This window comes from Pseudomonas sp. E141, assembly GCF_052659885.1.
The window spans coordinates 5,218,291-5,243,979 of record NZ_CP084024.1; the positions used below are offsets into that span (position 1 = coordinate 5,218,291).

At 61.5% G+C, this 25,689-nt stretch carries 22 protein-coding genes; 14 read left to right on the forward strand and 8 right to left on the reverse strand.

From position 1 onward, the window contains the following. Positions 1-31: 31 nt before the first annotated feature. From bioD to bioB, 5 genes are all read right to left on the reverse strand, one after another. Positions 32-715, reverse strand: coding sequence for a dethiobiotin synthase (gene bioD, locus GKKCFE_RS23380; RefSeq protein WP_445577143.1), 684 nt, complete (start codon positions 713-715; stop codon positions 32-34). Continuing rightward, entirely contained in the window at positions 712-1,524 is an 813-nt protein-coding gene (gene bioC, locus GKKCFE_RS23385; protein WP_445577144.1) for a malonyl-ACP O-methyltransferase BioC, read from the reverse strand. Before bioC ends, bioD begins: the two co-directional genes overlap by 4 nt. Next, positions 1,517-2,248 carry an alpha/beta fold hydrolase gene (locus GKKCFE_RS23390; protein ID WP_445577145.1) on the reverse strand — a complete coding sequence of 244 codons (732 nt, stop codon included), beginning with the start codon at positions 2,246-2,248 and terminating at the stop codon, positions 1,517-1,519. The genes bioC and GKKCFE_RS23390 overlap by 8 nt, the downstream gene beginning before the upstream one ends. Then, entirely contained in the window at positions 2,241-3,419 is a 1,179-nt protein-coding gene (gene bioF / locus GKKCFE_RS23395; RefSeq protein WP_047228116.1) for an 8-amino-7-oxononanoate synthase, read from the reverse strand. Before bioF ends, GKKCFE_RS23390 begins: the two co-directional genes overlap by 8 nt. A gap of 151 nt (positions 3,420-3,570) precedes the next feature. After that, positions 3,571-4,626 (reverse strand): biotin synthase BioB, encoded by a 1,056-nt coding sequence (gene bioB / locus GKKCFE_RS23400; protein ID WP_445577146.1) that lies wholly within the window; start codon positions 4,624-4,626, stop codon positions 3,571-3,573. 91 nt (positions 4,627-4,717) lie between these two features. On the opposite strand from bioB, the gene GKKCFE_RS23405 reads away from it, so the two are divergent. The 5 genes from GKKCFE_RS23405 (at position 4,718) to rarD (ending at position 10,498) form a co-directional block, all read left to right on the forward strand. Further along, positions 4,718-5,458, forward strand: a complete 741-nt coding sequence (locus GKKCFE_RS23405; protein WP_188251815.1) for a ComF family protein — start codon at positions 4,718-4,720, stop codon at positions 5,456-5,458. Between the two features lie 57 nt (positions 5,459-5,515). After that, complete coding sequence (locus tag GKKCFE_RS23410; RefSeq protein ID WP_445577147.1) at positions 5,516-6,280, forward strand: TOBE domain-containing protein; 765 nt, start codon at positions 5,516-5,518, stop codon at positions 6,278-6,280. A gap of 67 nt (positions 6,281-6,347) precedes the next feature. Next, positions 6,348-8,243, forward strand: coding sequence for a PhoX family protein (locus tag GKKCFE_RS23415; RefSeq protein WP_047228120.1), 1,896 nt, complete (start codon positions 6,348-6,350; stop codon positions 8,241-8,243). A gap of 189 nt (positions 8,244-8,432) precedes the next feature. Beyond that, positions 8,433-9,407, forward strand: a complete 975-nt coding sequence (locus tag GKKCFE_RS23420; protein WP_047228121.1) for a serine/threonine protein kinase — start codon at positions 8,433-8,435, stop codon at positions 9,405-9,407. Positions 9,408-9,610: 203 nt separating this feature from the next. Then, positions 9,611-10,498, forward strand: a complete 888-nt coding sequence (gene rarD / locus GKKCFE_RS23425; protein ID WP_047228122.1) for an EamA family transporter RarD — start codon at positions 9,611-9,613, stop codon at positions 10,496-10,498. Positions 10,499-10,715: 217 nt separating this feature from the next. Here rarD and GKKCFE_RS23430 read toward each other — a convergent pair whose 3' ends face one another. Then, the gene (locus GKKCFE_RS23430; RefSeq protein ID WP_047228123.1) at positions 10,716-11,234 is read right to left on the reverse strand and encodes a glycine cleavage system protein R; all 519 of its coding nucleotides are present in this window, start codon (positions 11,232-11,234) and stop codon (positions 10,716-10,718) included. Between the two features lie 492 nt (positions 11,235-11,726). On the opposite strand from GKKCFE_RS23430, the gene GKKCFE_RS23435 reads away from it, so the two are divergent. Then, entirely contained in the window at positions 11,727-13,904 is a 2,178-nt protein-coding gene (locus GKKCFE_RS23435; RefSeq protein ID WP_047228124.1) for a malate synthase G, read from the forward strand. Positions 13,905-14,030: 126 nt separating this feature from the next. Here the strand turns inward: GKKCFE_RS23435 and GKKCFE_RS23440 are convergent, their stop codons facing one another. Beyond that, positions 14,031-14,477 (reverse strand): response regulator, encoded by a 447-nt coding sequence (locus tag GKKCFE_RS23440; RefSeq protein WP_047228125.1) that lies wholly within the window; start codon positions 14,475-14,477, stop codon positions 14,031-14,033. A 256-nt stretch (positions 14,478-14,733) separates the two neighbouring features. Between GKKCFE_RS23440 and GKKCFE_RS23445 the strand changes: the two genes are divergently transcribed. The 8 genes from GKKCFE_RS23445 to GKKCFE_RS23480 all read left to right on the forward strand — a co-directional run bounded on the left by GKKCFE_RS23445 (position 14,734) and on the right by GKKCFE_RS23480 (position 23,921). After that, positions 14,734-16,668: a putative nucleotidyltransferase substrate binding domain-containing protein gene (locus GKKCFE_RS23445; protein WP_305468590.1), complete on the forward strand. Its 1,935-nt coding sequence runs from the start codon at positions 14,734-14,736 to the stop codon at positions 16,666-16,668. Beyond that, positions 16,665-17,372: a 3'-5' exonuclease gene (locus GKKCFE_RS23450; protein WP_445577148.1), complete on the forward strand. Its 708-nt coding sequence runs from the start codon at positions 16,665-16,667 to the stop codon at positions 17,370-17,372. The genes GKKCFE_RS23445 and GKKCFE_RS23450 overlap by 4 nt, the downstream gene beginning before the upstream one ends. A gap of 212 nt (positions 17,373-17,584) precedes the next feature. Then, complete coding sequence (locus GKKCFE_RS23455) at positions 17,585-18,103, forward strand: RNA polymerase sigma factor (protein ID WP_305466884.1); 519 nt, start codon at positions 17,585-17,587, stop codon at positions 18,101-18,103. Further along, positions 18,100-19,080 (forward strand): FecR domain-containing protein, encoded by a 981-nt coding sequence (locus GKKCFE_RS23460; RefSeq protein ID WP_445577149.1) that lies wholly within the window; start codon positions 18,100-18,102, stop codon positions 19,078-19,080. Before GKKCFE_RS23455 ends, GKKCFE_RS23460 begins: the two co-directional genes overlap by 4 nt. A gap of 212 nt (positions 19,081-19,292) precedes the next feature. After that, positions 19,293-21,731, forward strand: a complete 2,439-nt coding sequence (locus GKKCFE_RS23465) for a TonB-dependent siderophore receptor (protein WP_445577150.1) — start codon at positions 19,293-19,295, stop codon at positions 21,729-21,731. 65 nt (positions 21,732-21,796) lie between these two features. Next, positions 21,797-22,927 carry a PepSY-associated TM helix domain-containing protein gene (locus GKKCFE_RS23470; protein ID WP_173406477.1) on the forward strand — a complete coding sequence of 377 codons (1,131 nt, stop codon included), beginning with the start codon at positions 21,797-21,799 and terminating at the stop codon, positions 22,925-22,927. Further along, positions 22,924-23,103, forward strand: a complete 180-nt coding sequence (locus tag GKKCFE_RS23475) for a hypothetical protein (RefSeq protein WP_076383409.1) — start codon at positions 22,924-22,926, stop codon at positions 23,101-23,103. The genes GKKCFE_RS23470 and GKKCFE_RS23475 overlap by 4 nt, the downstream gene beginning before the upstream one ends. A 188-nt stretch (positions 23,104-23,291) precedes the next feature. Beyond that, the gene (locus GKKCFE_RS23480) at positions 23,292-23,921 is read left to right on the forward strand and encodes a glutathione S-transferase (protein WP_445577151.1); all 630 of its coding nucleotides are present in this window, start codon (positions 23,292-23,294) and stop codon (positions 23,919-23,921) included. 183 nt (positions 23,922-24,104) lie between these two features. On the opposite strand, the gene creD is transcribed toward GKKCFE_RS23480, so the two are convergent. After that, the gene (gene creD, locus GKKCFE_RS23485) at positions 24,105-25,478 is read right to left on the reverse strand and encodes a cell envelope integrity protein CreD (protein WP_445577152.1); all 1,374 of its coding nucleotides are present in this window, start codon (positions 25,476-25,478) and stop codon (positions 24,105-24,107) included. Between the last annotated feature and the right edge of the window lie 211 nt (positions 25,479-25,689).

The window sequence follows — 25,689 nt, forward strand, 5'->3', positions numbered from 1 at the left end:
AATGGCACAGTGCCTTGTCATAGTAAAAACCTTAGTAATCCAGCAAATCCAGGTGCAGATGCGCAGCCACGGCTTCGGCGGTGATGCCCTTGATTTTCGGCACACGCCCCAAGCACGGCGCCGGCAGGCGTTCGGCCAGGGTCGCCAGATTTTCTTCCAGGCGCGATGTCTTGGGGTCGATGATATTGGCCACCCAACCCGCCAGTTGCAGGCCGTCCCGGGCGATGGCCTCGGCGGTCAGCAGGGCGTGGCTGATGCAGCCCAGGCGCACGCCCACCACCAGGATCACCGGCAGTCCCAGCGCCATCGCCAAGTCCGAGAGGTTGTCCTGATCGGCCAACGGAACGCGCCAGCCGCCCGCGCCTTCGATCAGAGTGAAATCGGCCTCCAAGGCCAACACTTCACGCATCGGCCCCAGCAACGATTGCACAGTCAAGGCCACGCCGGCTTCCCGAGCGGCCAGGTGAGGCGCGATGGCCGGCTCGAACGCCACCGGATTGACCTGGGCATACTCAAGCGGCACCGAGCATTCGGCCAACAGCGCCAAGGCATCGGCGTTGCGCAGGCCCTTGGGCGTTACTTCACAACCAGAGGCCACGGGCTTACCCGCGGCGGTGCTCATGCCAGCCTGTCGCGCAGCATGCAGCAGGCCAGCCGCGACGGTGGTTTTGCCCACGTCGGTGTCGGTACCGGTGATGAAATAAGCCTGGCTCATAGCGGTTTCTCCAGCACGGCGTAAACCACCCGGTAGGTCGCGGGCAAACCCTGTACCTGACGAAACTGTTCGTAAGCGTCAACCAGTGCAAGGATCCGCGCCCTGCCCGTCAACCCGCCGGGCCGGCCGGGGTTCAGATTGTGGGCGCCGAGGGCTTTCAATTCATGGGTCAGACCGCGCACGTCCGGGTAATACATCACATGGGGACGGTTTTCCAAGCTGATAACGTTCAGCCCGCTGGCCTCACATAGCTCTTGATACGTTTCGAACCCGCGAAAACGGTTGACGTGCACCAGGCCATCCACCTGACGCCAGCTGTCGCGCAGTTCGTACAACGTGCCGACGCAAAGGCTTGTAAAGGCAAACACGCCACCGGGTTTCAAAACCCGATGGACTTCGTTCAACACCGAGGCAAAATCCGCGCACCACTGCACCGCCAGGCTAGAGAACACCAGATCGCAGCTGGAGGCCTGCAAGGGCAACCGCTCGGCATCACCGGCTATAAAGTGCGCAGCCCCGTCCTGAGGACGAGCATGGTTGAGCATACCTTCGGCGATATCCAGCGCCAACCCGGTCACCTCGCCGAAGCGCGTACCCAGCGCCCTCGTGAAATAGCCGGTGCCACAACCCAGGTCCATCCAGCGCTCAGGCATGATCGAAGCAGGCAGCCGGTCCAGCAACTGCTGGCCTACGTCGCGCTGCAGCTCGGCCACGCTGTCGTAACTGGTCGCCGCCCGGGAAAACGAGGCCGCCACCTGGCGCTTGTCCGGCAAGGCACCGGGCAATTTGGCAACAGACAAATCAGTCATCATCGGACTCATGCAAAAAAGCCTGAATCGTTCCCGCCACACCGTGGGGGTCTTCCAGAGGGAATCCGTGGCCGGTCTGTTCGATCAGACCGATTTCAACATCGGGCAGCAACACCAGCAATTCACCCGCTGCCTCAGCCGGTACCAGGGCGTCGAGCCCGGCAAACACGTGGAGCTGCGGGCCGCCGAAGCCCTGCAAGGCGGCGCGGGTATCCAGTTGCGCCAGCAGCTCGAGCCCGGCCATCAACACATCAGGTGAAGTGACAGGCGCACCCGCCAGCAACAATCGCGACAAGCCGCGCGGATCGCCGCAACCCTGGGCACATAACAAACTGAAGCGTTTGAGGGTCTGGCGCGGGTCGGCGGCGCACCCGGCGAGAAACCCATCAAAGGTTTCACCGGCCATCGCGCTCGGCCATTGATCGTGGGCCACGAAAGAAGGGTTGCTCGCCAGGGTCAACAAGCCGCAACAGCGCTCGCCCCGACGCGCCGCCAGCTCGCCGGCCAGCATGCCGCCCAGCGACCAGCCACCCAACCAGGCATCCTGGGGCAATGTGGCATCCAGCTCATCGAGCCATTCATTGAGGTCGCTTGAGGTCAGTGCCGGCAACGGCTCGATCTCGACCCGCAGATGTTCATCGAGCCCTTGCAGCGCAGCCGCCAGAGGCTCCAGCGGGGAAACGCCCAAGCCCCAACCAGGCAGCAATATCAGTCGATCACGCATGGCTTGGCTCCGGTCCCAGTTGTGCAAAACACTCGGCCAATGCCTCCAGCAGTAGCTGCACCTGAGCCTCACTGTGAGCGGCGGTCAAGGTCACGCGCAGACGAGCGCTGCCGGCCGGCACGGTGGGTGGGCGGATCGCAGTGACCATCAGTCCCCGCTCACGCAGCATCTGCGACAAGCGCATCGCCCGCCCCGCATCGCCGATCAGGATCGGCTGGATCGGCGTGAAACTGTCCATCAATTGCAGGCCGATCTGCTCGGCACCGTGGCGAAACTGGCGGATCAGCACCTGCAAATGTTCGCGCCGCCAATGCTCGCTGCGCAGCAGCTCAAGGCTCTTGAGCGTAGCGCAGGCCAGGGCCGGCGGTTGACTGGTGGTGTAGATGTAGGGACGAGCGAACTGGATCAGGCTTTCGATCAGGTCTTCACTGCCGGCGACAAAAGCACCGGCAGTACCGAAGGCTTTGCCCAGGGTGCCGACCAATACCGGCACGTCATCCTGGCTCAGGCCAAAATGTTCGACGATCCCGCCGCCATTGGCCCCCAACGGGCCGAAACCGTGGGCATCATCGACCATCAGCCAGGCGCCCTTGGCCCTGGCTGCACGGGCCAGGGCCGGCAGATCGGCGATGTCACCGTCCATGCTGAACACACCATCGGTAACCACCAACGTATTGCCGGTGGCTTTCTCCAGACGGTTGGCCAGGCTCTGGGCATCGTTGTGCAGGTAACGGTTGAAGCGCGCGCCGGACAGCAACCCGGCGTCGAGCAACGAAGCGTGGTTGAGTCGATCCTCCAGCACCGTATCACCCTGCCCCACCAATGCGGTGACAGCGCCAAGGTTGGCCATGTAGCCAGTGGTGAACAGCAGTGCCCGCGGGCGGCCAGTCAAGTCAGCCAGGGCTTCTTCCAGAGCGTGATGTGGACCGCTGTGGCCGATCACCAGATGGGAAGCACCGCCACCCACGCCCCATCGCGCCGCACCGGCGCGCCAGGCTTCGATCACTTGCGGATGATTGGCCAGGCCCAGGTAATCATTGTTGCAGAACGCCAGCAGCGGCTGGCCGTCCACCACCACCTCTGGCCCCTGTGGGCTTTCGAGCAGCGGGCGCTGGCGATAGAGGTTTTCGGCACGACGGGCAGTCAGGCGTGCGGCGAGATCGAAGGGCATGCAGGCCTCGGGGTGAACCGCTATTTAAAGACTGGAGGAGATCCCCCTGTGGGAGCGAGCCTGCTCGCGATAGCGGCGTGCCAGTCAACAAATGTTGAATGCTCCATCGCCATCGCGAGCAGGCTCGCTCCCACATTTTTTTTGCGTCAGCTCAGAGGGCGGCGTTGTAGAACTGCTCGCTGCTCTTCTGCTCCACCAGCGCCTGTTCAATAGCCGCCTGATGCACTTCATCAGCATGCTCTTCGCGGGCCTCCGGCTGGATGCCCAGGCGAGCGAACAGTTGCATGTCCTTGTCGGCTTGCGGGTTGGCGGTGGTGAGGAGTTTGTCGCCATAAAAAATCGAGTTGGCACCGGCGAAAAATGCCAGGGCCTGCATCTGTTCGTTCATCGCTTCGCGGCCGGCGGACAGGCGCACATGAGACTTGGGCATCAGGATCCGCGCCACGGCGAGCATGCGAATGAAATCGAACGGGTCGACGTCTTCGGCGTTTTCCAGTGGCGTGCCGGCGACTTTTACCAGCATGTTGATCGGCACCGATTCCGGATGCTCCGGCAGGTTCGCCAGCTGGATCAGCAGGTTGGCGCGATCGTCCAGGGACTCGCCCATGCCCAGGATGCCGCCGGAGCAGATCTTCATCCCCGAATCTCGCACGTAAGCCAGGGTTTGCAGACGCTCGCTGTAGGTACGAGTGGTGATGATGCTGCCGTAGAACTCCGGCGACGTGTCGAGGTTGTGGTTGTAGTAGTCCAGGCCGGCCTGGGCCAGGGCCTGGGTCTGGTCCTGATCGAGGCGGCCCAGGGTCATGCAGGTCTCCAGGCCCATGGCCTTCACGCCTTTGACCATCTCCAGCACATAAGACATGTCCTTGGCCGACGGATGCTTCCACGCCGCGCCCATGCAGAAACGGGTCGAGCCGATGGCCTTGGCACGGGCGGCCTCTTCGAGGACTTTCTGCACTTCCAGCAACTTTTCTTTTTCCAGCCCGGTGTTGTAGTGGCCGGACTGCGGACAATATTTGCAATCTTCCGGGCAGGCGCCGGTCTTGATCGACAGCAGCGTGGACACCTGGACGCGGTTGGCATCGAAATGCGCGCGGTGCACGGTCTGCGCCTGGAACAACAGGTCATTGAAGGGCTGGACGAAGAGAGCTTTGACTTCGGCCAAAGACCAGTCATGACGCAGGTTGGCAGTGGTGCTGGCGCTCATGGGCATTTCCTTGATTATGCTTGGCTGGCACCTGGGGACATGGAATACCCACAGGCGCGACACGGATGTTCGGCATATTTAAGGAAGAGTCATGCGCTGTCAACCACGATACGATGGACCGGTTTACATCTGGTTAAAAAACAAACAACCTTGTCTGTTGTGTGGCGAAACCACCGACACGCCCCAACCCATTTGCACCCCCTGCGAGAGCGAACTGCCCTGGCTCGGTGACCAGTGCAGTATCTGCGCCTTGCCACTGCCCATGGCCGGGCTGCGTTGTGGCCAGTGCGCCACTCAACCGCCAGCCTTCGAGCGGGTCCTGGCGCCATGGGCCTACGACTTTCCTATCGACAGCCTGATCGCACGCTTCAAACATCAGGCCAAATGGCCGCTCGGTCGGTTGATGGGCGAACTGCTGGCGCAGTCCCTGCAGCATCACTTCAATGAAGGACTGGAGCCACCCGACGCACTGGTGCCAGTACCGCTTGCCAATCGGCGCTTGCGTCAACGGGGTTTCAATCAGGCCTCGATGCTTGCACGCTGGCTCAGCGCGACATTGAAGATCCCTTGCGAAGAACAACTGCTGCGGCGCGTCCTGGACACCCCCGCCCAGCAGGCACTCGATGCCAGGGCCCGGCGCCGAAACCTGCGTCAAGCCTTTGCCATCACACCCGACGCCGTGCTCGGCAACCGTCACCTGGCGTTGGTCGACGATGTGCTCACGACCGGCGCCACAGCCCAGGCGCTGGCCCGCCTGCTGTTGGATGCCGGCGCCGCCCGGGTCGATGTGTATTGCCTGGCCCGCACGCCGAAACCCGGTGAGCCGGCTTGACGCGCCGCCTGCGAGGCGCCAACGTCCGCTCATGATTCCTTGGCGCAGTTCTCCATCATGTCATTGCCCCCGCTCCTGACCCAGCACATCGTCCGGCGCCCACAACGCATCGCCTTGTTGCAGCACATTGCCGAACAAGGCTCGATCACCCGCGCCGCCAAGAGCGCGGGCCTGAGCTACAAGGCGGCGTGGGATGCCATCGACGAGTTGAATAACCTGGCGGACCAGCCGCTGGTGGAACGCAGCGTCGGCGGCAGGGGCGGTGGCGGCGCCAAGCTGTCAGAGGAGGGGCAACGCGTGCTGCGTCTGTATCAGCGCTTGCAAGCGCTGCAGGCGCAGTTACTGGAAGCCAGCGAGGACGCCGGGGATCTGGGCCTGCTCAGTCGCTTGATGCTGCGCACCAGCGCGCGCAATCAACTGCATGGCAAAGTCCTGGGGATCGAGGCCCAGGGCCACAATGACCGGGTACGCCTGGAACTGGCCCGGGGTCTGGTCATCGAGGCGCAAATCACCCATGACAGCACCTTACGCCTGGAGCTGGCTATCGGCACCGAAGTGGTGGCCCTGATCAAGGCCGGCTGGTTGGAGTTGCACCCCATCGAGTCAGCGGAGCAATCGGGAATCAACACGTTGCGCGGCGTGATCGAGCAGGTTGCCGCCGCCGAAGACGGCCCCAGTGAAGTGCGTATCAGCCTGCCCAACGGCCAGACATTGTGCGCCCTGGCCGATCCGCTCCAATTGCATGAGCGAAACCTGGCTACCGGTTCTGCGGTGCACGTCGCGTTTTCACCGACAAATGTGCTGCTCGGCACACCGCTGTAGCGCGCTGCAACAATAGTTTCATCGACCCGCTTTAAGGTGACTGCCAAAACCAGCAGGGAGCCTGATGATGAGCCTATTAGAAGAAAACCAATCCACCGACCTGGAAAAGATCGTCGGCCTGAGCCGTCGAAGCTTCATCAGCGCCGGCGCCCTGTGCGGCGCGGCGATGTTCCTGGGCGGCAACCTGCTGAGCCGCAGCGTGCTGGCCGCCGCCGTGAGCGAAGGCAACAGCAAGCTGCTGGGCTTTAAAAGCATCGCCGCCGCCACGGCCGACACCATTACCCTGCCACCGGGCTACAAAGCCTCGGTGCTGATCAGTTGGGGCCAGCCACTGCGCAAAAATGCACCGGCGTTCGACCCCAGTGGCAATGGAACAGCCCGCGCTCAGGAAGAGCAGTTTGGCGACAACACCGACGGCATGAGCCTGTTCGAATTCCCCGGCGACAAGAACCGGGCGCTGATGGCGATCAACAACGAGTACACCAACTACCAATACCTGTTCCCTCACGGCGGCCAGCCTCAGTCGGCCGAAGACGTGCGCAAGGCCCAAGCCGCCGAAGGCGTGTCGGTGATCGAGATCCAGCGCCGTCGCGGCCAGTGGCAGTTCGTCCAGGAATCGCGCTACAACCGCCGGATTCATGGCAACACGCCGATTCGCCTACGTGGTCCGGCAGCCGGCCACGACCTGCTGAAAACCAGCGCCGACAAGAGCGGCAAAAAAGTGCTGGGGACTTTCCAGAACTGCGCCAACGGCATGACGCCGTGGGGCACGTACCTGACCTGCGAAGAGAACTTCACTGACTGCTTCGGCAGCAGCAAGGCGGACCTGCAGTTCGACGCGGCACAAAAACGCTATGGCGCCACTGTCACCAGCAGTGAAATCAACTGGCACCTGCACGACCCGCGTTTTGATCTGGCGAAGAACCCCAACGAACTCAATCGCCATGGCTGGGTGGTGGAAATCGATCCGTTCGACCCGCAATCCACCCCGGTAAAACGCACTGCTCTGGGCCGTTTCAAACACGAAAACGCCGCCCTCGCGCAGACCAATGACGGTCGCGCCGTGGTGTACATGGGCGATGACGAGCGCGGCGAATTCATCTACAAGTTCGTCAGCCGCGAGCGCATCAACCATCGCAATGCCAAAGCCAACCGCAACCTGCTGGACCACGGCACCTTGTATGTGGCGCGCTTCGATGCCGGCGACGGCAACCCGGACCACCCCAAAGGCAAGGGCCAGTGGATCGAACTGACCCACGGCAAGAACGGCATCGACGCCAGCAGCGGTTTCGCTGACCAGGCCGAAGTGCTGATCCATGCGCGCCTGGCCGCCAGTGCCGTTGGCGCCACGCGCATGGACCGCCCCGAGTGGATCGTGGTCAGCCCCAAGGACGGCCAGGTCTATTGCACCCTGACCAACAACTCCAAGCGCGGTGATGCCGGTCAACCGGTGGAAGGGCCAAACCCTCGGGCCAAGAACGTCTACGGGCAGATCCTGCGCTGGCGCACCGACCGCGACGATCATGCCTCCAAGACCTTCTCCTGGGATCTGTTCGTGGTCGCCGGCAACCCGGCGGTACACGCCGGCACGCCGAAAGCCGGCTCGTCCAACATCAACGCCCAGAACATGTTCAACAGCCCCGATGGCCTGGGCTTCGACAAGGCCGGGCGGCTGTGGATTCAGACCGACGGTGATTTCAGCAATACCGGGGACTTCGCCGGCATGGGCAACAACCAGATGCTCTGCGCCGACCCCGACAGCGGCGAAATCCGTCGATTCCTGGTCGGGCCGGTGGGTTGCGAAGTGACCGGCATCAGCTTCTCGCCGGACTACAAAACCCTGTTCGTCGGCATCCAGCATCCCAGCGGCGGCTCGACGTTCCCTGAGCATCTGCCCAACGGTAAGCCGCGGTCGTCGGTGATGGTGATTACCCGTGAGGATGGCGGGGTCATCGGCGCCTGATCGGGCCTTATCGCGAGCAGGCTCGCTCCCACGTTGATTCCAGTGCACCTGCAATCTACGGTGCGCCACAAAATCCTGTGGGAGCGAGCCTGCTCGCGATGGCATCGGCACAGCCGTCACCTATCTCCCTCCGTCTGCGCTACCATGCTGGGCCGGACGCGGCAGCCCTGCCGCTGCGCAGGAGTCAGCATGTCCCATCCGTTTGAAACCCTCACACCCGACCTGGTGCTCGATGCCGTTGAAAGCATGGGCTTGCTCAGCGATGCCCGTGTGCTGGCCCTCAACAGCTATGAAAACCGTGTCTATCAGGTGGGTATCGAAGACGCCGAGCCGCTGATCGCCAAGTTCTATCGCCCTCAGCGCTGGACCAACGAAGCGATTCTGGAAGAGCACCGCTTCACCTTCGAACTGGCCGAATGCGACGTGCCGGTGGTAGCGCCGCTGATTCACAACGGCGTCAGTCTGCACGAACACGCCGGGTTTCGTTTCACCCTGTTTCCCCGTCGTGGCGGCCGCGCGCCTGAGCCGGGCAACCTCGACCAACTCTATCGCCTGGGGCAATTGCTCGGGCGCCTGCACGCGGTCGGGTCGACCCGTCCGTTCGAGCATCGTGAAGCGTTGGGCGTGAAAAACTTCGGCCACGATTCGCTGGCCACCGTGCTGCAAAGCGGTTTCGTACCCCGCAGCCTGCTTCCGGCCTACGAGTCGGTGGCCCGGGACCTGCTCAAACGGGTCGAAGAGGTTTATGCCGCCACGCCCCACCAGAACATCCGCATGCACGGCGACTGCCACCCCGGCAACATGATGTGTCGCGACGAGGTTTTTCATATCGTCGACCTGGACGACTGCCGCATGGGCCCGGCGGTACAGGATTTGTGGATGATGCTCGCCGGTGATCGCCAGGAATGCCTGGGGCAGTTGTCGGAATTGATGGACGGCTACCGCGAGTTTCATGACTTTGACCCGCGTGAACTGGCCTTGATCGAGCCACTGCGGGCCCTGCGCCTGATGCACTACAGCGCCTGGCTGGCGCGCCGTTGGGACGATCCGGCGTTCCCGCGCAGCTTCCCGTGGTTCGGCAGCGAACGCTACTGGGGCGACCAGGTGTTGGCGTTGCGCGAGCAATTGGCGGCGCTCAATGAGGAGCCGTTGAAGTTGTTCTAATTTGCCACTGCCGCCCCCCTGTGGGAGCGAGCCTGCTCGCGATCGCGGTAGGTCAGTCGATGTCCATGTTGAATGGGCCATCGTCATCGCGAGCGGGCTCGCTCCCACAGGGGCCGGCGATGGCGCTCATAAAGGTTCACAGCACAATCTGACAAATCTCCTTACAATCACTCTTTTGTTAGCTGCCTAAGCAAGGATTCTGCATGCAAGCCGCCAACCCGCGTCGCGGGTATATCCTGGGCCTGAGTGCCTACATCATCTGGGGTCTGTTCCCGATCTATTTCAAAGCCATCGCCAATGTGCCGTCCGTGGAGATCATCATCCACCGGGTGCTGTGGTCGGCGCTGTTCGGCGCGGCGTTGCTGATGGTCTGGAAACACCCGGGCTGGTGGCGCGAACTGCGGGACAATCCACAGCGGCTGGCAATCCTGGCCCTGAGCGGTACGTTGATCGCGGCCAACTGGTTGACCTATGTCTGGGCGGTGAACAACGAGCGCATGCTCGAAGCGAGCCTGGGGTACTACATCAACCCGCTGGTGAACGTATTGCTCGGCATGTTGATCCTGGGTGAACGGTTGCGGCGCATGCAGTGGCTGGCGGTGGGGTTGGCCGCGGTCGGTGTGGCGCAGCAGGTCTGGCAAGTGGGCAGCCTGCCTTGGGTGTCGCTGGTGCTGGCGCTGACCTTCGGCTTTTATGGGCTGATCCGCAAGCAGGCGCCGGTCAAGGCTTTACCCGGACTGGTAGTGGAAACCTGGATGCTGGTGCCGATCGCCATTGCCTGGTTGTTGTTCAACCCGGCGGCTACCAGCGCCCAAGCCGTTTTCTGGACCACCTCCGAAGCCTGGTGGCTGGTGGCGGCAGGGCCCGTGACGCTGGTGCCGTTGGTGTGCTTTAACGCTGCGGCGCGGCATTTGCCCTACACCACCCTCGGGTTCCTCCAGTACATCGCACCGACGCTGGTGTTGTTGCTCGCCGTACTGCTGTTCGGTGAGCATCTGTCGTCCAGCACATTGGTGGCGTTCCTGTTTATCTGGGCTGGGCTTGCGGTGTATAGCGTCGATGCCGTGATCAGCATGCGCCGGCGCAACTGATCAAAAAACGTACGAACCTCCACAGGCCACGCCGGGCGTGGCCTGCGCTTATCCTTCCCAAGGTTATCCACAGCGTGATCCCCGCCGTTTGTGCACAAGCCCTTGAAAACTGGTGATTTTTTAATCATATCCCGCCAGCGCCCGGCGGACGTGGGCTGGCGAGGTGTCTCTACAGGTTATCCACAGGCAGGCGCAGTTTTTCCTTGGATAACCTGTATCAGTTCTCGTCGCTGAGTTTCAGCTCCACCATCAGCTCATCGGCCAGGGTTTCCAAACGTTCCTGCAAAGTGTCCAGGGACAAGGTCACTGGCACCCCGAGGATCGCTTCGGCATGAAACAGCAACTCGCTGCTCATCGGCGCCGGCCGCACGTCCGTGACCAGTCGCTCGACGTTGACGCCCTGCTCACTCAGCAAGCGCGTGATGTCGCGCACGATCCCCGGGCGATCATTACCCACCAGCTCCATCGCGATAGGCTTCCAAGTGCAGGACTCTTCGACGATGCCCTCGGCGATCAGCACGCGGATGTTGTGGGCCGACAGGCCTTGCAAGGCTTCGATCAATTCATCATGGGATTCAGCCGGAACGCTTAGGCGCAGGATCCCGGCAAATTGTCCCGCCAGACGGGACATGCGGCTTTCCAGCCAGTTACCGCCGTGCTCGGCGATGCAAAGGGCGATCTGCTCGACCAACCCGGGCTTGTCCGGGGCGAAAACAGTGATGACGAGATGGTCCATGGCGCGAGCCCTCTTGTTGTGGAAAGAAGAGTATAGGCAGGTGGTCGCGAGCAGACTGATGGCCTAAAGATATATACCTCGCTCCTGTGAGAGCAAAGCTTGCTCCCACAGGATGAAACCAGATACATCGTGTACAAAGATCAAGATTTATATGGAACAATCCATACGTTTTTTGAGAACATCCCGTGCCTCGTCGTGACCGTAACACTTTAGTGGGTCGCGGAACGACGCAATTAGTCTAATTTTCACAACCGCAATTGATCATGTAGTATGCCGCAGCGCGCACTACATAATGTTGGACCAATGACTGTTCAAGGCGCGGTCGCATCCCTGAAAGCCCCGTCAGCAAGGCTTAACGCCCGTGACAGGTCCCACCCAGCCGCCAGCGATGGCATGTACTGGTTCCGGGGTTTGTGGTTTAAATGTCCCGAGGCTTCATTGTCAAAATCGAAGAGCTGAAAAGCGAAATAGCTGAGCAGAGTGAGGCAAGCAATGACTGAACACGTTCAAGTCGGTGGCCTGCGGGTCGCCAAAGTCCTGTTCGACTTCGTGAATAACGAAGCTATCCCCGGAACCGGCCTCACCGCCGATGCGTTCTGGGCCGGTGCCGACAAAGTCATCCACGACCTGGCCCCGAAGAACAAAGCCCTACTCGCCAAACGCGACGATTTCCAGGCACAGATCGATGCCTGGCACCAGGCCCGTGCCGGCCAGGCCCACGACGCCGTGGCTTACAAAGCCTTCCTGCAAGACATCGGTTATCTGCTGCCAGAAGCGGCGGATTTCCAGGCCACGACGCAAAATGTCGATGACGAAATCGCCCGCATGGCCGGCCCGCAGCTGGTCGTGCCGGTGATGAATGCCCGCTTCGCCCTCAATGCCTCGAACGCCCGCTGGGGTTCTTTGTACGACGCGCTGTACGGCACCGATGCCATCAGCGAAGCCGACGGCGCGGAGAAAGGCAAAGGCTACAACAAGGTACGCGGCGACAAGGTCATTGCCTTTGCCCGCGCCTTCCTCGACGAAGCCGCGCCGTTGGCCGCCGGCTCCCATGTCGATTCCACCGCTTACAAGATCGTCGATGGCAAACTGGTGGTTGCCCTCAAGGGCGGCAGCAACAGCGGCCTGCGTGACGACGCGCAACTGATCGGTTTCCAGGGCGACGCTTCGGCACCGACCACCGTGCTGTTGAAGCACAACGGCCTGCACTTTGAAATCCAGATCGACGCCAGCACCCCCGTCGGCCAGACCGATGCCGCCGGCGTCAAAGACATCCTGATGGAAGCGGCACTGACCACCATCATGGACTGCGAAGACTCGGTCGCCGCCGTCGATGCCGATGACAAAGTGGTGATCTACCGTAACTGGCTCGGCCTGATGAAGGGCGATCTGTCGGAACAGGTCGCCAAGGGCGGTCAGACGTTTACCCGCACCATGAACCCCGATCGTGCGTACACGACGGTGGACGGTTCGGGCCTGACCCTGCATGGCCGCTCGCTCCTGTTCGTGCGCAACGTCGGTCATCTGATGACTATCGACGCGATCCTGGACAAGGACGGTCAGGAAGTACCGGAAGGCATCCTGGATGGCCTGGTCACCAGCCTGGCGGCAATCCACAGCCTCAACGGCAATACTTCGCGCCGCAACAGCCGTACCGGCTCGGTGTACATCGTCAAGCCGAAGATGCACGGGCCGGAAGAAGCGGCGTTCACCAACGAACTGTTCGGTCGCGTCGAGGACGTGCTGAACCTGCCGCGCAACACCCTCAAGGTCGGGATCATGGACGAGGAGCGCCGGACCACGGTCAACCTCAAGGCCTGCATCAAGGCCGCCAGTGAACGCGTGGTGTTCATCAACACCGGCTTCCTGGACCGCACCGGCGACGAAATCCACACCTCCATGGAAGCCGGCCCGATGGTGCGCAAGGCTGATATGAAAGCCGAGAAGTGGATCGCCGCGTATGAGAATTGGAACGTCGATATCGGCCTGAGCACCGGCCTGCAGGGTCGCGCACAGATCGGCAAGGGCATGTGGGCCATGCCGGACCTGATGGCAGCGATGCTGGAGCAGAAAATCGCTCATCCCATGGCCGGTGCCAACACCGCGTGGGTTCCGTCGCCGACCGCTGCAGCGCTGCACGCGCTGCATTATCACAAGGTCGACGTGTTCGCCCGTCAGGCCGAACTGGCCCAACGTGCCCGCGCCTCGGTGGACGACATCCTGACCATCCCGTTGGCCGTGAACCCGAACTGGACGCCGGAGCAGATCAGGAACGAACTGGACAACAATGCCCAGGGCATCCTCGGTTACGTGGTGCGCTGGATCGACCAGGGCGTAGGTTGCTCCAAGGTGCCGGACATCAACGATATTGGCCTGATGGAAGACCGTGCGACGCTGCGTATTTCCAGCCAGCACATCGCCAACTGGCTGCGCCATGGCATCGTCACCCAGGACCAGGTGATGGAAAGCCTCAAGCGCATGGCGCCGGTGGTGGACCGCCAGAACGCCAGCGACCCGCTGTACCGTCCACTGGCGCCGGACTTCGACAGCAACATCGCCTTCCAGGCGGCAGTGGAGTTGGTGATCGAAGGCACCCGGCAGCCTAACGGCTATACCGAGCCGGTGCTGCACCGTCGTCGTCGCGAGTTCAAGGCAGCCAATGGGCTGTGATTGAAGGGTAAAACGCAGCACAAGAAAAAGCCCTGATCGAAAGATCAGGGCTTTTTCATTGCAAAATCACCAAGCCCTAGCTGATGCTCGAGTCATTGTGGGATTCATCGGCTCCCACAGACAATTTTAAAGATCCATCCCCAGCTCATGCTTGACCAGACCCAGCAATTTTTCCGTATCAATAGGCTTGAGCAAAAAATCCACTACGCTCAGGTGCATCGCTTCGATGGCGTCCTTCACGTCGGCATCGCCGGAGACGAGGATGATCGGCAGCGCTGCCCGCTCCGACTCACGGACCAGGCGGACCAGTTCAAGGCCATCGACATTGCCCATACGCAAGTCAGTGATCAATAGGCCAATCGACGGCTTGGTTTCCAGCAACTTGAGCGCCGTTTCACCGCTGGCGGCGGTCATGCAGTGAATGCCGTCCAGGGCCAGAATTTCCGATAGCAACTCACGGGCGTCCTTGTCGTCATCGACAATCAAGACTCGTTGCGGCGGCAGGTCGGGTTCCAGCATGACGGCACTCAGCGCCTCGCGCTCGGCGTCACTCAAAATATCGTGGTCGGACATGATGCTCTCTACGTTCTTTAATCGATCCCCGGCACAGTGGTCAGACATCGTTCTGCGTCGCTTCAATGTGCACTTCGTCGGATTTTTTTCCAAGTACATTTATTGCAGGCTTCGGATAGACCACACGAGGGATTTTTCTATCGTTCCCAGCCTTTTGCGTTGACCTAGACTTACGTCCAATGGGCACCCTACCCTCAGGGGTTGACCATGGGGACAGATCCGACCACAACAATTCAAAAAAGACTGCGCCATGGTTATGAAAAAAACGGACGCCTTTACCCAGGCTGGGAAAACCGCGGTGTTGCAGAACATCCAGGGAACGCTGCAATTCCTTCAGCGTTTTCCCCCGTTCAACCAAATGGAAAACGCTCACCTGGCTTATCTGGTGGAGCAATGCCTGCTGCGTTTTTACGCACCGGGGGACACCATCATCAAACCGGCCGACGGCACGGTGGAACACTTTTATATCGTCAAGCAGGGCCGGGTCGTGGGCGAGCGTCCGCATTCGGCAAAAGGTGGCACCGAGACCACCTTCGAAATCACCACCGGCGAATGCTTCCCCCTTGCCGCGCTGCTGGGCGAGCGGGCCACGCGCACCGAACACCGTGCCGGCGAGGACACCTTCTGCCTGCAGTTGAACAAGCAGGCATTCATCAAGCTATTCGCCCTGTCGAGCCCGTTTCGTGATTTCGCGCTGCGTGGAGTCAGCAGCCTGCTCGACCAGTTCAATCAGCAAGTCCAGCAGAAGTCCGCGCAAACCCTCGGCACCCAATATTCGCTCAACACCCGGCTGGGCGAGCTGGCGATGCGTCATCCGGTGAGTTGCAACCCCGACATGCCCCTGCGCGAAGCCGTGAAACTGATGCACGAACAGCAGGTCGGAAGCATTGTGGTGGTGAACGAGCAAAAAGCGCCGGTAGGGATTTTTACCCTGCGCGACCTGCGGCATGTGGTCGCCGACGGCTCCGGGGATTTTTCCGAAGCCATCGCCGCGCACATGACCCCGACACCCTTCTATCTCTCGCCGGACCACAGCGCCTTCGACGCGGCCATCGCCATGACTGAGCGCCACATCGCCCATGTTTGTCTGGTCAAGGACCATCGCTTGTGCGGCGTGGTGTCCGAGCGCGATCTGTTTTCCCTGCAGCGGGTCGACCTGGTGCATCTGGCACGGACCATCAGCAGCGCCCCGAAAGTCGAGACCCTGGTGGCCCTGCGCGGCGAGATCGGTCAATTGGTCGAGCGCATGCTGGCCCATGGTGCGTCGTCGACGCAGATCACCCAGATCATCACACTGCTCAACGACCACACCGTGTGCCGGGTCATCGAACTGACCCTGGCCGACAAGGGTGACCCGGGCGTGCCGTTCAGTTGGTTGTGTTTCGGCAGTGAAGGCCGGCGCGAGCAGACCCTGCACACCGACCAGGACAACGGCATCCTGTTCGAAGCCCGGGACGCCGCCCATGCGGCGCAGATCCGCGGGCTGCTGCTGCCCATCGCCCAACAGATCAACCAGAGCCTGGCCCTCTGTGGTTTCACCTTGTGCAAGGGCAACATCATGGCCGGCAACCCGGAGCTGTGCCTGTCCCGCGCCGAATGGGCCCGACGCTTTGCCGCATTCATTCGTGAAGCGACGCCGGAAAACCTATTGAGCTCGAGTATCTATTTCGACCTGCGGGTGGTCTGGGGCGATGAGCAAGGCTGTGAGCAGTTGCGCCAGCAAGTGCTCGAACAGGTGGCCGATAACCGTTTGTTCCAGCGCATGATGGCCGAGAACGCGCTGCGTCATCGTCCACCGGTGGGACGCTTCAGGGATTTCGTGCTCAGCCGCAAGAACGGCGAAAAAGCCACCCTGGACCTGAAAGTGCAAGGCCTGACGCCTTTTGTCGACGGCGCTCGCCTGCTGGCCCTGGCCAATGGCATCGAAGCCAACAATACCCTGGAGCGCTTGCGGCAACTGGTCATCAAGGACGTGATCCAACCGCTCGATGGCGCGGCCTATGAAGAGGCCTACCACTTCATCCAGCAAACCCGCATGCAACAACATCAACTGCAGACCCGCGAAAACCTGCCCTACTCCAACCGGGTCGACCCCGACAGCCTTAATCATCTGGACCGGCGCATTCTGCGCGAATCCCTGCGCCAAGCCCAACGGCTGCAAAGCAGCCTGACGCTGAGGTACCAGTTGTGAGCATTTTTTCCTGGTTACGCCCGGTCCAACCGATGTTGCCTGAAGACGTGCAACAGCGCCTGGAGCGCCTGCCGGCCCCCGCGCCCCTGGGTGAATGCAGCCTGAGGGAGCAACGCTGGGTGGTGCTGGATCTGGAAACCACGGGGTTGAACCTGAACAAGGATCAGGTGCTGTCCATCGGTGCGGTGGTCATAGAAGACGGCGCCATCGACTTCAGCCAACAGTTCGAACGCACCTTGCAGTGCGACAAGCAGAAGCTGGGACCCAGCGTATTGATCCATGGCCTGGCGCCGAGTGAAATTGCCGCCGGCAGCGACCCCGCCGAGGCGCTGCTGGCGTTCATGGAATTCGTCGGCGACAGCCCTCTGCTGGCATTTCATGCGCCGTTCGACTCCCACATGCTGGGGCGAGCACTGAAGGATTACCTCGGTTATCGCTTGCAGCATTCGTTTCTGGATGTCGCTGACCTGGCGCCGATGCTCTGCCCTCAAGCGCACCTGCGCAAGGCCGGCCTGGACGACTGGATCGACTGGTGCAAATTGCAAGTCTTCGACCGTCATAACGCCAGCGCCGACGCCCTGGCCACCGCCGAATTGGCGCTCATTCTGTTCAGCCGTGCCCGTCAGCAGCAGATCCATAGCCCGCTTGAGCTGCAACAGCACCTGAGCAAATGGAAGCGACGGCAACGGGCGCCTTCGCTTTAGCCCAAGGTGGTTGACCTGTGGGAGCAAGGCTTGCCCGCGATGCAGGCGACTCGGCCAGGCTGCCAGTCCCGGCGATACCATCGCGGGCAAGCCTTGCTCCAGACTCTCCTGAATCTGCGGATCGTGCTCCGACCAGCGCCAATTGCTTTCTCTCCCCCGCCTCTGCGACAATCGCGAACAATTCTCGTTACTTAAAACGTCGGTGATGCTTCGTGTCGTCAGCCCCAAGCCCCCACAGTGATCTGGTTGGTGCGTTGTACCGTGACCATCGCGGGTGGCTATTGGCATGGCTGCGCCGCAACGTGGCCTGCCCGCAACGGGCCGAAGATCTGAGCCAGGACACCTTCGTGCGCCTGCTGGGCCGGGAGGAACTGACAGCGCCCCGGGAGCCCAGGGCGTTTCTGGTGGCGATCGCCAAGGGACTGCTGTTCGATTATTTCCGTCGGGCGGCGCTGGAGCAGGCCTACCTCACCGAGCTGATGCTGATCCCGGAAAACGAACAGCCGTCGTTGGAAGAGCAGCAACTGATCGTCGAAGACCTCAAGGCTATCGATCGGCTGCTTGGCAAATTGTCGAGCAAGGCCCGCGCCGCCTTCCTCTACAACCGCCTCGACGGCCTCAGCCATGCAGAAATCGCCGAGCGCCTGGGGGTTTCCGTGCCCCGGGTGCGGCAGTACCTGGCCCAGGGCATGCGCCAGTGCTACATCGCGCTTTATGGTGAGCCGACATGAGCACGCCTTCTTCCAAACCCGTCTCGACCGGGGTTCTGGATGCGGCCATTGCCTGGCAACTGTCCTTGGACTCAGGCGGCGGTAGTGCCCAGGAGCGGGAAGCGTTCGCCCAATGGCATGCCGCCGACGAAGAACATGCCCGGGCCTGGCGGCAACTGGGCATGCTTGACCAACGCTTCAGTGTCGCCAACGGCCCTGGGCGAGCCGCGTTGTTGCAATCCAGAGCAAACATCCGTCGCCGGGTGCGCAAGCTCGGTAGCAGCCTGGCCAGCATTGTTGCAGTGATCGGCCTGGCGTTGTTTGCCGGAGATCGTTACTTGCCGCTGGATTACTGGCTGGCCGACCAGCGCACCGCCACCGGCGAACAACGCGTCCTGCGCCTGGCCGACGGCACGCTGATCAACCTCAACACCCACAGTGCGCTGGACGTGCGTTTCGATGACAAGCAGCGCCGCATTGTCCTGCAAGAAGGCGAGATCCTGGTGGAAACCGGCCACAACGACCCGCGTCCGTTTATCGTTGAAACCCGCGAAGGCAACATGCGCGCCCTGGGCACCCGGTTTTTGGTCAAGCGAGAAGCAGAAGGCACGCGCTTGAGCGTGTTGAAGTCGGCGGTGGCGGCGCATCCACAGGCCACCGATGAAGAGCAGATCCTGCGTGAAGGCCAGCAGGTGTTGATGCGCCGCGACGGTCTCGGGCCGACGATGGCCCTGAGTCCGGGCGCCGATGCCTGGACCCGCGGCATGCTGGTAGTGGACAACGCCCGCCTCGAAGACCTGGTCCATGAGCTGGGACGCTATCGTCGCGGCTACCTGGGCGTCGAGCCACAGGTAGCCGACCTGCGCATCACGGGCAGCTTCCCGCTGCACGACACCGATCTGGCACTCAGCGCCCTGCTGCCGACCTTACCGGTACAGGTCGAGCATCACACGCGCTGGTGGGTGATGGTGGGGCCGAGGGCCGAGACCAAGCCTTGAGGCCCCATCGCGAGCAGGCTCGCTCCCACATTTGATCTTCAGTGATCCCCTGTGGGAGCGAGCCTGCTCGCGATGAAGCCGTCCCGATCCGAAGACCCGTAGGACACCTCACCCCAATCTGAATCTAAATTATTTTCATCCAGCCCTATCACTTTTGAATTTTCATCCGGCACCAAGGCAATTGAGAAATATTTCCATTCAGGAGCCGCCGTATGTCCCGCCCGCTAGACACCCTGTTGCGCCCCAGTCTGTTGGCCGTTGCCATCGCTTTTGCCGCCCCGTTGGTCAGCGGCCCGTTGCTGGCCGCCGAACAAGCCTCGAGCGTGCGCACCTACAACCTGCCCGCCGCACCATTGGCCAGCACCCTGAACCAGATCGCCAGTCAGGCCGGGCTCGCCCTGAGTCTGACCCCGTCCCTGGCCTCGGGCAAAACCTCGGCACCAGTCCAGGGCCAGTTCGATGCCATTGGCGCATTACGTGAGGCGTTGCGCGGCACCGGCCTTCAACTGCAACAAAGCAGCGCCGGCACCTACAGCCTGGTGGCCGTGCCCGAAGGCGTCATGGCTTTGCCGGAAACCAGCGTGATCGGCGCCGGCCTCAGCGAGACCGCATGGGGTCCGACCGACGGCTATGTCGCCACCCGCACGGCGGCCGGCACCAAGACCGATACGCCGATTGTCGAACTGCCGCGCTCGGTTTCCGTGGTCACACGCCAGCAGATGGAAGATCGCTCGGTCCTCAACCTCAATGACGCCCTGCGCTACACCGCTGGCGTGCAGAGCAGCGGCTACGGCTCGGACTCACGCAACGACTGGCTGCTGGTGCGCGGTTTTGTACCGACGCAGTTCCTCGATGGTCTGCCGCTGCCCAAGGGCAACTACGTCACGCCGAAAATCGAGCCCTGGAACCTCGAGCGCATCGCCGTGCTGCGTGGTCCGGCGTCTTCGATCTACGGCCAGACGCCACCCGGCGGCATGCTGGACATGGTCAGCCGTCGTCCGCAAGCTCAAAGCAGCCACGAGGTCGAACTGCAAGCCGGCAGCTACGAACACAAGCAGATCAACTTCGACAGCACCGGCAAGGTCGATGACGAAGGCCAGTTCCTCTATCGACTCAGCGGCACGGTGCGCGACAGCAACGCCCAGGTCGATCACATCCCGGACAAACGCTACAACATCGCCCCGAGCCTGACCTGGAACATCAACGACGACACGCGCCTGACCTTCCTGTCCCAGTACACCCGCGACGACACCGGCATCACCGGGCAATTCCTGCCGCTGCAAGGCACCAAGCTGTCGTCGCCGGCCGGCAAGATTTCCCACCACAAAAACCTGGGTGACCCGGACTGGGAATTCTACGACCGCACCTACTACGCCCTCGGTTATGCGTTTGAACATCGTCTGAACGACACTTGGCAGTTCCGCCAGAACCTGCGCTATACCAAGAGCGACCTGGAAACCCAAGGCATCTCCGCAGGTGGCCAATTCGGGCCAGACGGCCCCGACCAATCCGTGGATGCCAACGGCAACGTCAAGCGCAGCGCCAGCGTCATCAACGAAGACATCAGCCAGTTCGCCGTGGACAACAACTTCCAGGCCGACTTCCAGACCGGAGCCCTCAGCCACACCCTGTTGCTGGGCCTGGATCACCAGCGCTCCAACAGCAATTCGCGCTGGGATTGGGGTTCGACTGGCGTGCCGACCAGCAACATCCACAACCCGACCTACGGACAGGATTTCTCCAACGTCCAGTACTTCACCATGTACGACTACAACCAGAAGACCCAGCAAACCGGTCTCTACATCCAGGACCAGATCGCCCTGGACAACTGGCGTCTGACCCTGGGTGGTCGTGAAGACTGGATCCACACCGGCACCGAGTTCCACAACCAGGCCGGCGCGACCAACACCCAGCGCGACAAGAAATTCAGCGGTAACGCGGCGCTGAGCTACGTCTTCGACAATGGCGTGACGCCGTACATTTCTTTCGCCCAGTCCTTCCAGGCAGCGGCCGGTACCAACGTCAACAGCACCGATGCATTCAAGCCGACCGAAGGCGAACAGTACGAAGCGGGCATCAAGTACCAGCCACCCGGCACCAAAACCCTGCTGACGGCGGCGGTGTTCGACCTGACCCAGAAAAACAACTCTGTCACCGAAAACAACGTCACCCGCCAAGTGGGTGAAGTACAGGTACGTGGCCTGGAGTTGGAGGCCTCGGGCGACGTGACCGACAACCTGAAGCTCATCGGCTCCTACACCTACAACGACAGTGAAATCACCAAAGGCACGACGGCGGAAAAAGGCAAGCGCATGGCCCAGGTGCCGCGTAACCAAGCCACCGCCTGGGCGGACTACACCTGGCACAACGGCCCGCTGGACGGCTTTGGTGTCGGTGCGGGTGTGCGTTACGTCGGCGACACCTATGGCAACACCACCAACACCGACTGGGGCCATGTCGGTTCCTATACCGTGTATGACGCCTCGGCCCATTACGACCTGGGTCGCCTGGACAACTCGCTCAAAGGGGTATCGGTGGCGGTGGATGCAAAAAACGTCTTCAACAAGGACTACCTGTCCACGTGTGACGGTTTCTACTGCTACTACGGCGATCAACGCAGCGTCGTCGCCAGCGTGAATTACAAATGGTAAACGGTTAGCATTTGCGTAAACCTTTTGAAGGGCCACCTGTGGCCCTTTTTGCATTCGGATCAATCATGAAAAGCAAAACCATCCGTCGCTGGTCCTTCGTCCACACCTGGACCAGCCTGATCTGCACGGTATTTCTGCTGATGCTGGCGATCACCGGGCTGCCGTTGATTTTTCATCACGAAATCGAGCATCTGCTGGGCGACGCCCCCGAGCTTCGCGAAATGCCGGCCGACACACCGCCATTGGACCTTGCGCAACTGGTGGAAAAAGCCAAGGCCCATCGCCCCGGTGAGGTGGTCCAGTATTTTGGCTGGGACGAGGATGATCCCAACGGTGTCATCACCATCATGGCGCCTACGCCGGGCACCGAACCCAATTCCTCCCACACGTTCATGCTCGATGCCCGCACCGGCGAGGCCCTGGAAATGCCCTCGGCCAACGGCGGTTTCATGATGGTGATGCTGCGCCTGCATGTGGACATGTTCGCCGGCTTGCCAGGCAAGTTGCTGTTGGCGTTCATGGGCCTGTTGTTCGTGATCGCCATCGTTTCCGGTGTAGTGTTGTACCTGCCGTTCATGCGCCGCCTGAAATTCGCCACGGTGCGCCAGGATAAATCCACGCGCCTGCGCTGGCTCGATTTGCACAACCTGATCGGCGTGGTCACGCTGGTCTGGGCGCTGACGGTGGGCGTGACCGGCGTCATCGCGGCGTGCGCCGACCTGATCATCGCCGCCTGGCGCAATGACAGCCTCAGCGCCATGGTCGAGCCCTATCGCGACGCCCCGCCGCTGACGCAACTGGCCCCGGCGACCCGCTTGCTGGACATCGCCAAAGAAGTTGCGCCGGGCATGGAACCCAGCTTCATCGCCTTCCCCGGTACGCTGTTTTCCAGCGAACACCACTACAGCGTGTTCATGAAAGGTGACACCCACCTGACCTCCCATCTGCTGACACCCGTATTGATCGACGCCAGCACCCTGGACGTCACCGCCGTGGCTGAACGGCCGTGGTACATGGATATGATGAGCCTGTCCCTGCCGCTGCACTTCGGCGACTACGGCGGTCGGCCGATGCAGATTTTCTGGGCGACCCTGGACGTGCTGACCATCATCGTCCTCGGCAGCGGCGTCTACCTTTGGGTCGTGCGGCGAAAAGCGGCCAAACGCGCAGCGGTCGCGGCGCAGGTGGTCTCGTGAGGCCCCGGCAGTCGAGTTTCTGGAAAGTGTTTGGTATTCCCGTGGCAATCGGCGTGCTGAGCGCGGCGGGGTTGTTTTCGGCATTGCTCGGCGATGGGGCCTGGGATGCCGTGAGTTGGGTGGGTTTGGGCGTGCCGACGGTGCTGGGAACCTGGGGGCTGATCAAACGCAGATAACTTCAGCCCGACGCGGACCCAATGTGGGAGCGAGCCTGCTCGCGATGGCGGTGAACCAGTCACATTGATATCGACTGACACTGCGCTATCGCGAGCAGGCTCGCTCCCACACTGGTATCCAATCGGCCTCGCCTGCCGACTTGGAACTGTCTAGGCTAAGCCCTTGCCCGTTAATCGAGGATACCTGCATGTCGGCCCCCAGCATGACGTTGTTCCACAACCCCGCTTCGCCTTTCGTGCGCAAGGTCCTGGTGCTGCTGCACGAAACCGGCCAGCAAGACCGCGTGGCGTTGCAGCTCAGCCAGCTCACGCCGGTCAGGCCAGACCAGGCACTCATTGATGACAACCCCCTGAGCAAGATCCCGGCCCTGCGCCTGGCCAATGGCAATGTGCTCCACGACAGTCGCGTCATTCTTGAATACCTCGACCACCAGCACGTCGGCAATCCGCTGATCCCCCGGGACGGCGCAGCCCGGTGGCGACGCCTGACCCTAGCGTCCCTGGCTGACGGAATCATGGATGCCGCGGTGATGATTCTCTACGAAACCGCCCTGCGACCTTCAGAAAAACACTGGGCCGAGTGGCTCGATGCGCAACGGGACAAGATCCGCCGCGCCCTGGGCATGCTCGAAGCCGAGGCAATAGCCGAACTGGCCTGCCATTTCGACATTGCGTCCATCAGCGTGGCCTGCGCCCTGGGTTACCTGGACCTGCGCCATCCCGATCTGGAATGGCGCAAGGCCAATCCACAATTGGCAGCGTGGTTTGCCGAAGTGAGCTTGCGGCCTTCGATGGTCGAGACAGTGCCTAGAATCTAGCCCTGCGTTAGCCATACTGGCCTTGTCGCGGGCAAGCCTTGCTCCCACATAGACCTTGCTCCGCCTGTGGGAGCAAGGCTTGCCCGCGATGGCAGCGCAGCGGATCCAAGGGAAACAACTGCCCTATGCGCGTCACCAGCACTGCTCGCCATTGCCGGTCCTCGCGCAACCCCAGCGACCGGCTCATTTCACCTCTCCCAGATCGAACGTCATCGCAGCCGTCGGCTTCGCCCCCACCCGGTACCAGTCCAGCTTACGGGTCAATACCATGAACACACCGAGCAGACCGAACAGCAACAGCGAGCCCATCAGCAAGGCGTAGTCCTCGGCACTCAACAATCCATAGAGCAAACCGTACAAGCCCGCCAACCCCGCCGAAAACCCCAGGCCGTGGCTCACGCTGCGCAACACATGACAGACATAGAACCCGATCAGCAGCACACAGGCGCTGGCTGACAGCAAATACGCCAGGGCAAAACCGATGTGTTCCGACAGGGACAGCAGCAACAGGTAAAAGAACGCCAGAGCCACGCCTACCAAGGCGTACTGGACCGGATGCACCGCCAGGCTCTTGAGCACTTCGAAGAGAAAGAACCCGGCAAACGTCAGCGCTATGAACAGCAGTGCATATTTGATCGCCCGGTCGCTCTTGAGATATTGGTCCACCGGGTCGATGAAACTCACACCAAAGGCACGGCTGCGAAACGCTTCACAGCCATCGCTTGGCTCGCAGGCTTGCAAGGTTTCCAGCAGGTTGGTAGAGAAAAACGAGGTCTGCCAGTCGGCACTGAAGCCCTGCTCATTGATGTCGCGCTGGGTCGGCAGGTAGTTGCCGATGAAGCTGGGGTGCGGCCAGTCGGCCGACAGGTGCACTTGGGTGGACTTACCTACCGGCAGAATCTGCAATTGACCGGTGCCTTGCAGCCGCAGGTCGAAACCGAAGGTCAGCTCAGTGCTGCTCTGGGCCGTGACCATTGGCAGCGGCACATGCACGCCCTGCCCCAGCCAGCCGATCCGCGAGCCGGGCAGGAAATCGACGGTCTGCTGGTTGAGCTTCAGGGTCAGTGCATTCTCGATGCCGCGGATGTCGCTGATGCCCACGCTCAGATAGGGCTCGTCAAAGCGGTAGTCGGCAAAATCCTTGGTGGCCACGCCGAAACGCTCAGGCACCTTGAAGTGGCCGTCGATCCGGTTGTCGGCATGAAACAACCGCGCCTCGTAGATCCCGCGTGCACGGGTTTCTGTGCGGATCTGGCCGTCGACGTCCAATTGCTCCGGCAGAAAATACAACTCACCGCTTTGCTCGACGGTTTCCAGGAACCGCGCGCCGGTCTTCTCGTTGGTATTCCAGACCCGCACATCCTTGCGAAACGGCACCACGATCATCGGCCCGATGAGTTGCTGGCTGTGACTGGAACTGCGGGCGATGTCCTGCAGTACACCGTCGCGCAGTTCCTGACGCTCGTCGATGAGGCCGTTGATCATCAACAACGGGATCATCAGCAGGAGGATCAATAGGGCAATCATGCCCAGTTTTACGGCGAGGCTGCGGTTCATGTGGGGCTCTCCCTGTTCGAATGAGGGAGAGCTTGAGCCGGCTGTGTGCTGGGGTTATGGAGAGATTGTGGAGATTGTGTGGAGACTGCCCAAGGCAAACGAACTGTGGGAGCGAGCCTGCTCGCGATAGCTGACTGTCAAGCAACACCCGTGCAAGCTGAGCCACTGCTATCGCGAGCAGGCTCGCTCCCACAGGGTTGTGTTCTGTCAG